This is a genomic window from Variovorax sp. 38R, from assembly GCF_014843395.1.
GTDB lineage: Bacteria > Pseudomonadota > Gammaproteobacteria > Burkholderiales > Burkholderiaceae_C > Variovorax > Variovorax paradoxus_H.
The window spans coordinates 5,351,080-5,367,118 of sequence record NZ_CP062121.1 but is presented as its reverse complement, the minus strand read 5'-3'; the positions used below and the strand labels follow the sequence as shown (position 1 = coordinate 5,367,118).

Below are 16,039 nucleotides of genomic sequence, written 5' to 3'. Positions count from 1 at the left end.
CGCTTGGACGGCAGCGGGCATTGCGCCCGTTGCTGGCCCCCCTTGACGGCGTCCGTCTCAGGTCCGCTGCACGTTGACGAGCAGGCCGAGCCGTTCGTACTCCGCCGCCGTCTCCTTGCTCCAAATGCTGGAGGCGAAGCGCACGTCGAGGTAGTCGACCGTGCGCAATTTCTTCTTCCTGGTTTCGATCTGGCATTCGCCGTAGTACTGCCACCCACCGGGGCCGCCGCTGTTGCCGACGTTCACTTCACGGATCACGCCTTCGATGGCCGTGTCGTCCAGCAGCACGATGCGTGCGATGCCATCCAGGGGAATTTGCCGGGCAACAAGCCTGATCTTCAGGATGTCGTCGATCGACGAGGTCCAGCGTGCCATGTGGGTGGGGTCTCCTTGCGGGATCAAGGTCGGGGGAATTTGGGGAAACCGCTGTTCCGTGCGAGCGCTTCATCGGCGGCTTTCTGAAAGAACAACTGCGACTTGCCGCAGTTCGCGCAGCGATACAGGCCCACGCGGGGCAGCAGGCGTATCCACCCCTGTCTTGGCGACGATGCCAGATGCCTGACGTGGCACAGGCAGGCGAAGTAGGGGAGGCTCATCGCGGACAGTCGATGACGAGGCGCATGTGCGTGCCTCACACCTTCTTGTTCAGGAACGCGCTGTTGCGGGGCTTGCGCCAACCGGCCGCCATCTCGACAGCGTCCCGTTCGTCGCGCAGCCATGAAGCGATGGCGGCATGTTCGAAATAGCCGGTGGAGCGCGTGCGATCCTGCAGGTAGCGGTAGGCATCGCGGTCCACCGGTTCGTACGTGGCCAGGTCCACATCGAGCAACGCACTCCAGGTCTTCGGCGCCGAACTCCACAGCTGCACCAGTACATAGGCCGCGGCGCCGCCTGCGATGGAGAGCAGTCCCGACCCGCGCATGTCGAACATGGTCACGACGGGAACCCACCCGAGCCACTCCAGAGCGCGAGACACGGCCAGCACACCGAGGAAAGCCATCATCGACGCGACCGTAGCCTTGCTTGTGCGAGGGCCGACCGAGCTGAACCTGCGCTGCCTGCGGCGCCAGTCGATGCGCTGCAACTGTCGCAACTTGGTGTGCCAGTCCGGGGGCGGTGGCGGCCGGCTTTCGCTGCGCGACTTTCCACCTTGGATGAGTTCAAACATGCATGGGTCTCAGGGCTTGAATGGGGTGTGAGATAACTTTTAGTTCGTTTTCTTTCGTATTAAATTTTGCAGGAGAGACGGCAAGTCGCGAACGAGATTCCGGTGCGGATGGTGGACTTGATCACAAAGTTTGCAATGCACTGGCGAGACCGTGGAATAACGAGGCGCTGCGAATGTAGACGGCTTCGAATCGTTGTTGTCGAGTTGTTCATATCTTCAGAGCGGCGTTAATGTTTGTTCATAAAAAGATCAAGCTGAAACCCTCACATTGCGTCCAGAGACAGTGAGGAAGTTGACACTTCGTTGACGTTTGTAGGGTGTGCATCCGAACGACACAGTCTTTTGGAGAAGAATCGCAAAGATAGCTCGCAGGCCGGGACTTTCCATGTGCAAGCGCTGCGTCTCACGCATGTTGTTCTGTTGCGTGGGGGTGATCTCGATGCCCGGATCACTGCACGTTCAACCCACCATGACGCCATCATCAGAAATCCTCTTCGGGCGCCTCACGTCTGGTGCTCGCATCCGCCATCTGCAGGCCTATGTTTCCGTCGCCGAACTGGGCAGCGTCAAGCGCGCGGCCGACGCCATCGGGTTGTCCCAACCTGCCGTGACCAGTCTCATCGCTGACCTCGAGCAGCTGCTCGAGTGCGTGCTGTTCCAACGCCATGCGCGCGGCATGTGGATGACGGGCATTGCGAAGGAGCTGCTGCCTTTCGTGCGTCGTGCCTTGGCCTCGCTCGAAAGAGGTGCGGAGTTCGTGGCGTTCCGGCACGTGAGTGCCAACAGCATCGTGCGCATCGGCGCCATTCATGGCGCTATCTGCGGCCTGCTGGTGCGGGCCCTGCCGCCCTTTGCACTTGCTAGGCCCGAGGTGATGATCGAAGTGCAGGAGGCCAACGTGCCACGCATCGGCTCGCTGATCCTCAAGCGAGAGATCGATCTCATGCTGTGCCGCGAGCCCGCCGTGGAGCCGGAAGGGTGGGGCTTCTCGGAGCTCATGCCCGACAGGCTCGTCGTGGTTGCCGGGACGCAGCATCCCCTGGTCGCGCGGCGTTCCCTGGGCTTTGCCGACCTGTTCGACGAGACATGGCTGTTGCTGCACCCCGCGACCCATGCGCGCCGCATGTTCGACCAGCTCACCGAGCACCACGGCCTGTGCCCGAAGTACCGGAAGATCGACGCGCTGTCCACGCCGCTGGTGCTGGCCCAGTTGCAGAGCGAGCCGCTGCTGGTGCTGGCGCCGTACAGCGTCTTTCGCCAGCTGATCGAGCTGGGCCAACTGGCCCAGCTCGATGTCATCGACATTCCCCCGTTCAAGCCGCTGGGCGTGCTGAGTCCCGCGGACGGCGAGATGAGTGAGGCCGCACTCGATCTCAAGGAGTTTCTCTACCGCTACGTCAACCAGCATCCTTAGCCAGAAAAGGGACGAGCGACGCCTGCGAGGGTCGTAGTCGGTCTCACGTATAGCGTGTACTGATGTCTTCGGACGAATTCTTATTTGTCGTGAAAGATTCAGGACAGGACAATTGAGCCCTCGGCAGAAGAAGGCTGCAAGAAGCAGTCCGACGAGTTGGACACGCAAGGGAGAGTGAGACAAATCGAGGCCATGCAAGAGCCTCGCTCGGGCGTTCGCCCGCAGCACGCCGGCCACGTCAGCCGGCGCCGTCCCGCGGAATCGGCCTTGGGTGCGCCTGTCTGGAGACGGGTGATGTGAGTCGTTGCGCGCCAGGTGAGCAGGCCTGTGCGCTTGGGGGGTGGTCCGACACCGATGAATGCGCCTTCGATCCTGCTCCGGATGGCTCAAATTGATAACCATGATTCCTTCCGGAAATGATCTGCACGCAACGCACTTTGCGTTAGAGGGTTCGAACGTTTTGTCATTTTTATCGCGACGAGTCGATGCAGGGGAACCTCAAAGATCGGCAGCCGTTCTCGATGTGGAAAAGCAGGATCGAGAAAGCGCGAGCGATATCGTCAGTTCGCTTGGCTACAAGGCCGTTCAGTTCGACTGCAGTGAGGACCTGATGACGGCGCTGATGCGCGGATCTCGCTTCGATCTCTTCCTGGCGGGTTTCGATGGTCCGGAAAGCCGGTTGCTGTCTGGCGCGAAGATGCTGAGGAGTGTCCTGGGGCCGAAGGCGCCGTTGTTGCTGATGGTTCGAGAAGCGCAGCTGGGTGCTGTTTCCTCCTTGATGAAGGGGGCGAGTGAAGACTTCATCGTGATGCCGTGCAACCCGGTCGAGCTCGAAGCCCGAGTGCTGGCATTCAAGGGGCTCAGTGCGTCGGCCGAGTTGTACGGGGAGTTCCGTTGCGGGGCCTATCACTTCCAGGCCCTTGGAAGGGTCGTCAGTTTCAACAGCCAGCAGATCAAGCTTCAGCCGATCGAGTTTGATCTGGCATTGCATCTCTTTCGGAACCCCGGCCTCGTGCATTCACGAAAGTCACTGTTTGATGCGGTGTGGACGCGCGTGCGTACGGGTGAATCGGATACGAGAACGCTCGACGTTCACATCGCGCGTCTGAGAAGAAAGTTGGAGATCGGGGAGCCGAACGGCTGTGAGCTTCAAAGCGTCAGAAACATTGGCTACCGGCTTAACTTCTATGCCGAGGGAGCGAAGGGAACACTGATTCCAGATGATCGTTTGCCGTTTGGTGTCTGGGAGTCACGCGACGGCGAGTCCGGGGAGACTGAGCCATAGCTGCCTGCAGGCGCTGCTGAGGCGCGGCGCGCTGTATCGGGTATCTGCTGTCCTTTCGGACACTGCGGAAGTTGCACGGGTGCAGGGATCAAGTGCGATTGCTCCAAGGAATCCCGTGCCCTAGGCGTTGAGAGCTCTCCTGAAGGAGAGAAATCACCTCCATCGCCAGGTGAGGACGAGGCACTGAAAAGTCGCCTTCGCCGTCACCGGCGCCTGAATTTTTTCATTCCGGGCACGCGAGACCGCAGGGATCCTCGCGGGAGCACGCCTGCCCAAAGCGTTCGAGGGTTCATTCAGAAGCCGGAAATGCTGTGCTCATGTCTCCGAGAAATGGATCAGAGATCTCCAGATCTTCCAACTTTGATCGTTGGCGAAACATGTTGATTGAATTTCTCACACTTTCAGTTTCCCGAATATTAAGCAATGTTAGTAAACAGTTTTTGTAGATCTTTTCTTCCTACAGTCGCGACCGGCTTCCATGTGACATGCATGGATGCCGATGAGGGGGCTACTTGCAGGCCTGGAGATGCCTTGCGCAGCGCAACGCGTTTATGCCGCTTCACGTCTTCACTTGGCTTTTCTTTCATTCAGAGGTACTTCATGAGTTCGATTTCTTCCGCACTGCAGCGTGCACACATGCCCCAGCAGGGGCCACGAAACGCAATACGGTGGCATGTTCGCAGTGCCGTGGTCCTGAGCCTGCTGTGCGGGGCCTGGGTGTCGACGCTTGCGCAACCCGCCGTGGCCAAGCCGCCTGTGGCGGCGCGGCCTGCAGTTGCCGCGGCGGTGGTCGTCGAACTGACGCAGCACAAGGTCACGAAGAACGAGAAGGGCGAGGAGCAACTGGTGGACGCCGCTTCCGTGAAGCCCGGCGATGTCATCGAGTACCGCGCAACTTACACCAACAAGTCGACCAAGGCCGTGACCGGCCTGGTCGGAAATCTTCCGATTCCCGAAGGCCTGGAGTACCTGCCCCGCAGTGCCAAGCCCGGCGCTTCGCTGGTCAAGGCCGCGGCCGACGACGGCGTGTTCGCTGCGGAGCCGCTGGTGCGTGCCTTGCCCGGCGGCAAGACCGAGCCGCTGCCTTACAGCCAGTACCGCGCGCTGCGCTGGACGCTGGGCCAGCTGCCCGCAGGCGGCGTCACCGCCGTGAGCGCGCGCGCCAAGGTCGAGGTGGTGGTGCCCAAGGCGCCGCTGGCGCAAGGCGCCGTGCAGGTGGTTCCCGGTGCCGCGCCGTCGGCATCGAAGCCTTGAGCGCACAGGCATTCATGAAGGTGTTTCGTTCGATCTGCGACGGGCAACGCCCGGCCTCGCAGGTCGGGTTTTCGTAGCAAGTCGACTGTTCCAGTTTTCGTTTTCGTTCCGTCACGCATCCACAAATCAATAGGACAAACCAAGTGAAACCTCATCCATTCCCAGGCGCAGCCGGCTTCAGGCCGATTGCTTCGTGGGTGGCTCAGGCAACCGTTTACCTGGGGCTCGTATTTGGAGCCTCGGTCGCGTTTGCAGCGCCTCCCCCCGCTAACACCGTCATCGGCAACCAGGCCTCGGCAACGTACTCCGATGCCGGCGGCAACCAGCAACTGGCCACCTCTAACCTGGTGCAGACCACGGTACAGCAAGTGGGCTCGTTCAACCTGGACAGCTACACGACCGTCACGACCAACGTCGTGAACAACAAGACCGGCGCAGCCGGCGCCACGGTGTATGCGCCTCACGTGCTGACCAACACCGGCAACGGCAGCGATGTGTTCGACATCAAGGTCGACGCCGCAGCCGGCGGGTTCTCGCGCGTCGAGATCTTCGCGGACGCCAACGGCGACGGCCTGCCCGACAGCACCTCGGCGCTGTGCACGGCCATCCCTGCCGCCACCTGCAGCGTGCCTGGGCAGACGGTCGCCGGAAACAACGGCGTGTTCCAGTTCGTGGTGGCCTACACCATTCCCTCGACGGCCAGCACGCCGACGACACCGTACAGCTTCGGCACGGTGACCGCGACCGTTGCTGCAACGTCGCCGGTGATCACCTCGTACGCGAGCACGTCGGCGGCCGACCGCGACAACGTCAACCTGACCACTTCGGCGGCGTTCAACGTCACCAAGGCGATCGGCGTGCCGGCCGTGAAGGCTCCGGGCGGTGGTGCCTGGCCTACGGCGGCTGCGAGCGGTCCTCGTTCGTCGTCGGCCACCTGCTCGACGATCTGGGCGGCTGGCATGACGTCGAGCGCGACCTGCCAGTACACGGTCTACACGATCAACGTGAGCAACACCGGTGGCGCGGTCGGCGCCCTGGCGCTGCAGGACACGCTGCCGAGCGGCTTCTCCTATGTGGCCGGATCGGCCGTGTGGAGCAACTCGCCGACGGCGGGTACGGCCCTCACGGATGCTTCGACGGCCGATCTGGGTGGCATCGACTACCAGGCATCGGGCAACACCATCACGGCGGTCATCAAGGCGCTGCCTGTCAATGTGTCGCAGACCATCAGCTTCGTGGTGCTGGTCAACGACACGGCGGCCATCGGCGTGACGACCACCACCAACACGGTGAAGTACAACCCGATCGACGCGGGAACCAGCGCCGACTCCACGGCGCCGGGCACGCTGCCTTCGACGTCTAACCCCGCGGCCTTCACCGTATTGGCCAGCTACGGCTTCGCGATAGGTACCAACCTGCCGACCGTGTCCACCGCCGTGACGGCCAAGGACGTGACGCCCGGTACCGCCGACGGTAGCGCGGACACGACGACGCAGCCCTCGGTGATTCCGGGCGGCAGCGTCTCGTTCCCGAACCGGGTGTTCAACACCGGCAACGCGACCGACGCCATCAACCTCGCGACGAGCGGCAGCACATTCCCCGCGGGCACCACGTTCACCTTGCTGGCCGTGGACGGCGCCACGCCGCTGCTCGATACGACCGGCGACGGCATTCCCGACACGGGACCGATCGCAGCCGGCGGCTACGTCGACATCGTGGTGCGTGCGAACGTACCAGCCACCGCGACCCTGGGTTCGGGTCCGTTCACCGTGCTGGTCACCGGCAAGTCGGCGGGCAACCCGGCGGTTGCCGTGGATGCGACCAAGGAAATCGTGACCGCCGTGATCGGCTCGCTGGTCGACCTGACCAACAGCATCGGCGGCACGGGCACCGGCACGGTCGCTGGCGGCGATCTGGGCCCGGGCCCAAGCCCGAGCCCGACGACGACCCGCATCGTGGCAGCAGGCACCGCAGCGTTCTTCAACCTGTTCGTCAAGAACGGTGACTCGCTGGCCAACACCTACAACCTGTCGGCCAGTCAGACGCCGAGCTTCCCCGGCACGCTGCCAGCCGGCTGGACGGTCAAGTTCGTCACGGTCGGTACGGCCGGCACGGCGGGCGAGACCTGCGCGACCGCGCCTGCCATCACGCAAATCGACGTGGCCGTGGGCGCCCAAGGCAAGGTCGACGTCTGCGTCACGCCGCCGGCGACCCAAACCCCGGTGGCGGGTCAGAAGATCTACTTCCGGGTCGACTCCACGAAGCCCACGTCGACCACGACGCCCGCCAACGACACCAAGACCGATGCGGTGACGGTGATTGCAGCATCGACCCTCGGTGCCACGCTGACGCCGGACAACAGCGGCCAGGTCGCGCCCGGCGGTTCGGTGGTGTATGCCCACACGCTGACTGCCACCGGCACGCAGAGCTGCGCCGGCCCCTACGCCGTGTCGGTCTCGCTGCCCTCGGCAGACGAGACGGCAGGGTGGACCACCGCGGTGTACATCGACGCCAACGGCGACGGCCAGATTGACGCCGGCGATCCTCTGATCACGGGCACGATCCCCGGTCCGCTGGTCGGCGGCACCTCGCAGAAGCTGCTCGTCAAGGTGTTCGCACCGGGCGGCGCAACTGCAGGCGCCACCGACACGGCCACCGTGACCGTGACGTTCCCCTCGGGCGTCGGCTCGTGCGGCACGCCTACGGCCACCGACGTGAGCACGGTCATCAGCGGCCAGGTGCGCGTGGTGAAGACGCAGGCGGCAGACGCCAACTGCGACGCGAGCGAAGCGGCCACGCCCGCAGCGATCACGGCGAACTTCTCGACCGCGCTGCTGACGATGAAGCCAGGCCAGTGCGTCCTGTACCGGATCGTGGCGACCAACGAAGGCGTGGCACCGATCTCCAACCTGAAGATCAACGACGCGGTGCCCGCGTACACCAGCCTCACGGGTGCCACGCAACCCGCGGCGGCCACGCAGTGCTCGTCGACGGGCCTGACCGGAACGGCCGTCGCCTATGCAGGCACGGCACCGGCCACCACGGTGAGCTGCGGCAGCGCGGCCAACACCCTGGCGCCGGGCGGTACGGCCACGTTGATCTTCGCCGTAAAGATCAACCAGTAACGGTCGATCGACCCCACCTCCCACGCCCCTCGCGGGCGTGGGATCTCCATTCAGAAGGGCGCCCCTCAGGCGGCGTCGCTTCTGCTTTTTCCTGCGCTGTGAACCGCGCTGTGCGCCTGGCCGTCGAGGCCAGGCAGCGCAGGAAAGAGCCTTGGGCGCGCGTGCGTATTTGCACGGCGACGCAACCGATTCGGAACCCCTTCGTGCGACACGTCATCCACCACCGTCAATTCAGGTCACGCCTCCTGGCAGCCGCATGGGCACTGCTGGTGGCGGCGTGCATGTTCGTCTTTGCGATGGCACCCGCGCCGGCATCGGCCGCGCCCGTGCCGGCGGGCGTCTCGATCCGCAACGTCGCCACCGCGACCTACGTGCCGGCCGGAATGAGCCAGCAGGAAACCGCGAGCTCCAACGCCGTGCAGGCCATCGTGCTGCCAGTCGAGGCGTTGCTGCTCACGCAAGACCAGAGCGTGACGCGGCCGCCGAACGCACAGGTCACGCTGAGCCATTTGCTCAGCAACGTCGGCAACGTGACGTCGGGCTACACGCTGGCCTGGGCCAACAACGCCGGCGGCTGCGGCCCCGACCAGCTGGACCTGAGCGCCTTGCGCGTGGTGCGCGACGTCAACAACAACGGCGTGGTCGATGCGGGCGACCCGGTGCTGCCGCTGGGCAGCGCCGGCGCGCTGTCGCTCAAGCCCGGCGAGACCGCGGCGCTGCTGGTGCAGGGCACGCTGCCCGCAGCATCGGGCGGCATCGCGTGCCTGGCCCTGACCGCCACCACGGCGTTGCAATCGCAGACGGCCACCAACCGCGACGTGATCACCGTCAGCAGCGCGGCGGTGATCTCGCTGGTCAAGTCGGCGTCGTACCCCGGCGTGATCGTGCCGGGAACCACGCGCATCGACTTCACCGTCAAGGGCTCCAACATCGGCGCACAAGATGCGCAGCCGACCGGCTCTGCCGTGCCCGGCCCGTCGGCCATCACGGTCAACGGCGTGGCGTCGTCACTGGTGCTGGTGCGCGACCTGGTGCCCGCGGGCACGGTCTACCTGGCGGGCACGCTGCAGAGCACGGCCGCCGGTGCGGTCCGCCTGTACCGCCTGCCGGGCGACGCGGCTTTCAACTACCGCACCACGGACGATGCGGCCGCCATCGAAGTGGCGATCGGCGTGCCGACGGCGCTCGTGCGCAACGGCTCGATCGCGATGCAGTTCGCCGTGAAGGTCAAGGCCGACGTGGCGGGCGACATCCGCAACAACGCGCAGAGCTACTACAACGACAGCGCGGTCGATACGCTCGCGCAGTCGAACACGGTGGTCATCCCGCTGTCGCCCGCGCGCATCGGCGTCGCGAAGGCAGCGACGGTGCCGCGCATCCATCGCAACGCCGACGGCTCGCTCGACGGCACGGCGACCGTCGGCTTCAGCCTGCACGTGCGCAACTACGGCACGACCTGGCTGTACGGCGTGCAGGTCAACGACCTGCTCGAAGGCACGGGCGCGACCCAGTTCGGCAGCTACACGGCAGCCGTGGTGCCGGGCGCGAACCAGTACACGGTCGTGCCCGGCACGCTGCGCGTGGTGGGCAACCAGGGCGCGGGCACGGTCGCTGCCGTTAACACCGGCTTCACCGGCAAGCCCGCGGCGCGCGGCCTGCTCGCACCGGGCGCGGTGCTGCCCGTGGGCGCGGAGTTCACGGTGCAGTTCGACGTGCGGATCAACTTCACGGGCCGGACGGGCACGTTGTTGAACACCGCCCGCGCCGAGGCTTCGCTGACACCGGGCGGTGCGCCGCAGGTGTTCGACGATTCCGTCGACGGAAGCAGCCCCGACGCCGACGGCGACGGCAACCCCGGCAACGACGCCTCGCCCACGCCCATCTCGACGCAGGGCCCCTCGCTGTCGATCGTGAAGACGGCATCACAGCCCCGCCGTGTCGGCGACGGCGTCTACGAGATCGACTACGGCTTCAAGGTCACGAACACCGGCAGTGGCCCGGCGCCCAACGTGCGCGTCATCGACAACCTGAACTGCACCTTCGACATGGACAGGTCGGACAGCCGCATTGCCTCGTGGCAATTGACGGGCCCGGTACGGGCGCGCAACGGCGTGCTGTCGCCGTCGTCGAGCTTCACCGGCCGCGCCAGCTGCAACCGCGAGACCGCGGTCAGCACCGACCCCTACAAGCTGCCGACGGAGGTCGCGCTGAGCCTGGTCGACGGCAGCAGGGCGCTGGCGCCCGGCCAGAGCGAAGAGCTTGCCCTCACCGTGCGCATGACCACCAAGCGCGCGGCGGACAGCGCACGCGTGACGCTCGACAACAAGGCCTGGGCCGCGGCGTTCGCGCAGAACACCGTGAACGTCTCGCCGGCCAACCTGCTGGCCGCGGCCGTCGGTTCTGCGCGCGCCGTGCTGATGGACCCGATGGGCACCGTCTATAACGCCGTGACGCGCTTGCCGGTGGCGGGCGCGGTGGTCAAGTTCACGCGCCAGTCGTGCAACGCGGGGCCGGTGACGCCCATCCAGCGGGGCGAGATCGTCGGGACCGACACGGGGGTGTACACCTTCAATGCCGACGGCAGTGTTTCGATGTCGACGGGCGTTGACGGGACTTATCAGTTCCCGCTACAGAACCCGCCGGTGACGGGGCTGTGCACCTACGCCATCGCTGTCACGCCGCCGGCGGGCAGCGGCTATGTCGCGCCTTCGCTGCTGCTGCCGGCCAGGGCAGGGAGCTTCGCGAGCTGCGGCCAGGTCGTGCCAAACGCGGCGCCGCCGCAGGACGCGGAGCCCACCACCTACTACTTCAACGTGGTGACCGGCTTCAATGCCGATGGCAGCGCCTGCGATGCGGCCCACAACCACGTGCCGATGGACCCGGGGTCGCTCACAGGGCTGGTGATGCGTAAGGACGGCAGCAAGCGGCAGGTGGAGTTCGGCGACTTTCTCGACTACGCGTTGACCGTCACCAACAAGACCGGCTTTCCCGTCAACGGCCTCAACGTCGTCGACACGCTGCCGCCCGGCCTGGCCTACGTGCCCGGCAGTGCGCGGCTGAACGGCGTGGCCACCGACAACCCGCGCGGTGGCGCGGGTCCGCAGCTGGTCTGGAGCTATCCCGCGCTGTCGCTAGCCATCGACCAGTCGGTCATGGTGCGCTACCGCGTGCGGGTGGGCGTGGGCGCGCCCGTGTCCGGCGACGTCGTGAACCGCGCGCTCGCGAACTCGGGCGCGCTGCAGTCCAACCTGGCCACCTTCACGGTGCGCGTCACGGGCGGTGTCTTCTCCGACGAAGCTTTTGCCTTCGGCAAGGTCTACATGGATTGCAAGCGCGACCGTACGCAAGAGGGCGCAGACGAACCCGGCGTGCCCGGCGTGCGCCTTTACATGGAAGACGGCACGAGCGTCGTGACCGACGTGGAGGGCAAGTGGAGCCTGTACGGCTTGAAGCCCGTCACGCATGTGCTGCGGCTCGACGAGACGACGCTGCCCCCGCAGGCGCAGATCGTGCTGCTGGACAACCGCAACGCCAACAATCCCGCGAGCCGCTTCGTCGACCTCAAGAAGGGTGAGCTGCACAAGGCCAACTTCCCGCTAGCCGGCTGCGACGACCCGGTCGTGATGGACGACGTGGCGCGGCGCCGCAAGCTCATCGCCGTGCGGCCCGATGCCGACGGCGAAGCCGCGGTGCGTTCGCGTCTCGACCCGCAGGGCACCATTGTTCCCGTGGGCGACCACCGTTCGCTGCCGGCCTCGGGCGAGGTGAGCGCCTCGGGCGCCACTGGCGCCACGATTGCATCGAGCCAGCCGCTGATCACGCTGCCGAGCACACCCGCGGGCGGCGCAGGCAGCTTTGTCGGCGGCGTCGGCGCGGCCGGTGGCCTGACCGGCACGCTGGGCACCGTGCAGCAATCCACTGCCTTCAGCAGCCCGGTGGGCGTGCCCGGCGGCACCTCCGGCCTCTTGCCCGGTGGTGTGGGTAGCGGCGTGGGCACGCTGGGTGCCAACGGCATCAACGCACGCAGCGGCAGCCTCTCGCCGCTGGCGCAGCCGCTGTTGCCGCAGGGCGCGCCCGGCGCCATCGAGCTGGAAAAGATGATGCCCGGCCTGGACAACACGCCGGGGTTCATCGGGCTGAAGGACCGCGACACGCTCGCGTCGCAGACGGTCAACGTGCGCGTCAAGGGCCCGGCGGGCGCGAGCCTGCAACTGCTGGTCAACGGCGAGAAGATCGACGGCCGCCGCGTCGGCAAGAAGGCGACCCTGCCCAGTGCCACCCTGAGCGCCTGGGAGTACATCGGCCTCGTGCTTAAGCCCGGCACCAACCTGCTGCGGCTGGAGGTGCGCGACGACTTCGGTGGGGTGCGCGGCGAGCCGGTCGAAATCAACGTGGTCGCGCCCGACAAGCTTGGCGCCATCGCCGTGCAGGTGCCCGAAGGTGCGCGCGCGGATCTGCGCACACCTGTGCCGGTCAAGGTGCGCCTGACCGACGCGGCCGGCGTGGCGGTGTCGGCCCGCGCCCAGCTCACGCTCGAGGCTGACCGCGGGCGCTGGGTCGAGGAAGACCTGAACCCGAACGAGCCCGGTACGCAGGTCTTCATGGACGGCGGCGAGGCCGAGTTCCACCTGCTGCCGCCAGGCGAGCCCGGCGACGTGCGCGTGCGCGTGTCCACCTCGGCCTTCGTGCGCGAGGTGCGCATCGCCTTGCTGCCCGACCTGCGTCCGATGATCGGCGTCGGCATCCTCGAAGGCACGCTCGACTTCACGAAGCGCGGGAAGCTCGCGCTCGGCGAAATGCCGGCCGGCGCCGCCTTCGAGACCGAGCTGCGCAGCCTGTCGAGCGAACCGAAGGACACGCGTGCAGGTGCACGCGCCGCGTTCTTCTTCAAGGGCGCCGTGAAGGGCGAGTACCTGCTCACGGCCTCGCTGGACACCGACAAGAACCGCAAGGACCGGCTGTTCCGCGACATCCGTCCGGACGAGTTCTACCCCGTCTACGGCGATTCGTCGGTGCGCGGCTTCGACGCGCAAAGCTCGCAGCGCCTGTATGTGCGCATCGACAAGAACCGCTCGTTCCTGATGTACGGCGACTTCGTCACCTCAAGCAGTGCCGACGTGCGTCAGCTGAGCCAGACCAGCCGCACGCTCACCGGCCTGAAGCACGTGGTTGAGACCGATACGGTGCGCGCCACCAGCTACGCCTCACGCACGTCGCAGACGCAGCAGGTGGAAGAGTTCGCCGCGCGCGGCATCTCCGGCCCGTACTACCTGGGCGGTGGCGCAGGCAGCGCCGGCGACTTCGTGGAGAACAGCGAGCGCGTCGAGATCCTCGTGCGCGATCGCAGCCAGCCGAACGTGGTGCTGCAGAACGTGGCGGCAACGCGCTTCGTCGACTACACGATCGAGCCGCTGTCGCGCCGCATCCTGTTCACGCGCCCCATTGCGTCGGTCGATGCGAATCTGAATCCGCAGTCGATCCGCGTCACCTACGAGATCGATGCGGGCGGCCCCAAGTACACCGTGGCCGGCACCGACGTGCAGGTGAAGGTGGCCGACAACCTGCAGCTGGGCGTGGTGCTCGGCATCGACCAGAACCCGGAGAACCGCCGCAAGCTGGGCGCGGTCACCGCGCTGGCGCGCCTGGGCGACAACACCAGCGCGGCGGCCGAGCTGGTGCAGACCGATTCCGACCTGAACGGCAAGGGCTCGGCAGGCCGCATCGAACTGCGGCACCAGGACGACGCGCTCGGCGTCGCGGTGCAGGCCGCGCGCACGAGTAAGGGCTTTGACAACCCGGGCGCGACCTTCGCGGCCGGGCGCACCGAAGCCAGTGCGCGGGCCGAATACAAGGTCGATGCCACGCTGCAGGTGCGCGCCGAGGCGCTCTACAGCAAGGACAACCTGGCCGTGGGCAACACCCAGGGCGTGACCGTCAGCGCGCAGAAGAAGATCAACGACAGCCTCACGGGCGAGCTCGGGCTGCGCTACGGCTCGACCTCGAGCGCGTCGGCCTCGCTGTTCGACTACAACCAGGTCTCCAGCTACAACGGCGCGCTGGGTTCACCCAACGTCGGAAGCTCGGTCACCGCGCTCGGCGGTGTGGCCAATGCCGCGGGCGCGCTGCTCGACAAGCAGCAGGACAACCTCGCCACCGTGCGCGGGCGGCTCACGGCACAGGTGCCGAGCCTGCCCCAGGCCCAGGTCTTCATCGAAGGCGAGCAGGATCTGCGCAGCAGCGGCAAGCAGATCGCGATCGGCGGCAACTACGCCATCACCGACAAGACGCGCATCTACGGGCGCTACGAGTTCATCTCCACGCTCGGCGGCATCTACGACCTGAACAGCCAGCAGGCGCGCAACACCGGCATCGTCGGTGTCGAGAGCAACTACATGGAGGGCGGGCGTGTCTACAACGAGTACCGCCTGGCCGATTCGGTCGATGGTCCCACGGCGCAGAACGCCATCGGCATCCGCAACACGTTCAAGCTGAACGAGCGCTGGCGCCTCACCGGCGGCGTCGAGCACGTGAAGGCGATGGGCGGCACCCCGACGACAGCGGGCATCCTGGGGCAGGGCGATTCGACCGCGGTGGTCAGCGGCGTCGAGTACGCCAGCGAGCGCGTGAAGGCAAGCGCGATCCTGGAGGCGCGCTGGGCCGACGACTCCAACACCGTGCTGTCGAGCGCGGGCCTGGGCTACAAGATCGATGACGACTGGAGCCTGCTCGTGCGCAGCGTCTACAGCGACAGCAAGGGCAAGGGCGCCAACGAAGGCGACCGCCGCACCCTGTCGCGCCAGCAGCTGGGCGTGGCCTACCGCCCGGTGGGGCAGGACGTGTGGAACGTGCTGGCCCGTTACGAGCACAAGACCGAAGCCGTGCGCGGCGCGGGTACCACGCTGGGCACGATCAGCGGTAACGCCTTCGGCTCCGACGCCACGCAGGCCGGCGACTACCAGGCCGACATCGTGTCGGTGCACGTCAACGTGAACCCGCAGCCTGGCACCTACATCACCGGTCGTTTCGCGGCCAAGCGCGCGACGCAGGACGACGGCCTGCTCAAGAGCAGCTACTCGGCACAGCTGCTGCATGGCCGCCTGACCTACGACATCAACAAGGACTGGGACGTCGGCGTGCAGGCCGGCCTGTTGCACGGCAGCGGCGGCTCGCTGCAGAAGACCCTGGGCTTCGAGGTCGGCTACCAAGTCTACAAGGACCTGTGGCTGTCGGGGGGCTACAACTTCGTGGGCCTGAAAGACCGCGACTTGACCGCCGGCGAATACACCAGCAAGGGCGCGTTCGTGCGGCTGCGCTTCAAGTTCGATGAAACCGCACTGGGGTTCGCCTCCGCGGGCGCCGTGGCCAAGCTCGTCGCAGACGAGCCGGTAGCGGCACTTCCGCCGGGAAAGATCACGTTGCAGGCAGACGCCCTGTTCGAGAGCGGCCAGCACGCCCTGAAGCCTGCCGCCCATGCCGTACTGGACGAGGTCGTCTCACGCATCAAGAGCGAGCACTACGACGTCGTCGAGATCATCGGCTCGGCCACTCCCGAAGGCTCCGCAGATGACGTGCGGAACTTGCCGAAACAGCGCGCCGAAGCAGTCGCAGCCTACCTCGTGGCGCAGGGCGTCAGTTCGGCCCGTGTCAAGTCAGAGCGGCGGACAGACGCTCCGTCTCTCGCTGATAGGCCCAAGCCGCAGGGCGGCACGCGCAAGCAGCTGCTCGAGATCGAAGTGGCCGCCTGAGGCTGTCTTCAACGATGCCCGACCGACCGTTCAGCTACCGACTTTTTC

7 protein-coding genes are annotated in these 16,039 nt (G+C 66.1%); 5 read left to right on the top strand and 2 right to left on the bottom strand.

Going from position 1 to position 16,039, the window contains the following annotated elements:
* Positions 1-57 precede the first annotated feature (57 nt).
* Entirely contained in the window at positions 58-375 is a 318-nt protein-coding gene (locus IG196_RS24915; RefSeq protein WP_192193454.1) for a hypothetical protein, read from the bottom strand.
* Positions 376-631: 256 nt separating this feature from the next.
* Positions 632-1,168, bottom strand: coding sequence for a hypothetical protein (locus IG196_RS24910; RefSeq protein WP_192193453.1), 537 nt, complete (start codon positions 1,166-1,168; stop codon positions 632-634).
* 469 nt (positions 1,169-1,637) lie between these two features.
* Between IG196_RS24910 and IG196_RS24905 the strand changes: the two genes are divergently transcribed.
* From IG196_RS24905 to IG196_RS24885, 5 genes are all read left to right on the top strand, one after another.
* A complete protein-coding gene (locus IG196_RS24905) occupies positions 1,638-2,582 on the top strand; it encodes a LysR family transcriptional regulator (RefSeq protein WP_192193452.1) in 945 nt (314 codons plus the stop codon).
* A gap of 400 nt (positions 2,583-2,982) precedes the next feature.
* Positions 2,983-3,867: a response regulator transcription factor gene (locus IG196_RS24900; RefSeq protein WP_192193451.1), complete on the top strand. Its 885-nt coding sequence runs from the start codon at positions 2,983-2,985 to the stop codon at positions 3,865-3,867.
* 687 nt (positions 3,868-4,554) lie between these two features.
* Positions 4,555-5,121: a hypothetical protein gene (locus tag IG196_RS24895; RefSeq protein WP_225616786.1), complete on the top strand. Its 567-nt coding sequence runs from the start codon at positions 4,555-4,557 to the stop codon at positions 5,119-5,121.
* Between the two features lie 197 nt (positions 5,122-5,318).
* On the top strand, positions 5,319-8,246 hold the full coding sequence (locus IG196_RS24890) for a beta strand repeat-containing protein (protein WP_192193450.1): 2,928 nt from the start codon (positions 5,319-5,321) through the stop codon (positions 8,244-8,246).
* Positions 8,247-8,527: 281 nt separating this feature from the next.
* Positions 8,528-15,991 carry an OmpA family protein gene (locus tag IG196_RS24885; RefSeq protein ID WP_192193449.1) on the top strand — a complete coding sequence of 2,488 codons (7,464 nt, stop codon included), beginning with the start codon at positions 8,528-8,530 and terminating at the stop codon, positions 15,989-15,991.
* Positions 15,992-16,039: the final 48 nt, after the last annotated feature.

What these genes read in the sequence shown, in the direction of transcription:
- IG196_RS24910 (WP_192193453.1), bottom strand. Translation starts at nt 1,168, where the DNA reads ATGTTTGAACTCATCCAAGGTGGAAAGTCGCGCAGCGAAAGCCGGCCG.
- IG196_RS24915 (WP_192193454.1), bottom strand. Translation starts at nt 375, where the DNA reads ATGGCACGCTGGACCTCGTCGATCGACGACATCCTGAAGATCAGGCTT.
- IG196_RS24885 (WP_192193449.1), top strand. Translation starts at nt 8,528, where the DNA reads ATGTTCGTCTTTGCGATGGCACCCGCGCCGGCATCGGCCGCGCCCGTG.
- IG196_RS24900 (WP_192193451.1), top strand. Translation starts at nt 2,983, where the DNA reads ATGATTCCTTCCGGAAATGATCTGCACGCAACGCACTTTGCGTTAGAG.
- IG196_RS24905 (WP_192193452.1), top strand. Translation starts at nt 1,638, where the DNA reads ATGACGCCATCATCAGAAATCCTCTTCGGGCGCCTCACGTCTGGTGCT.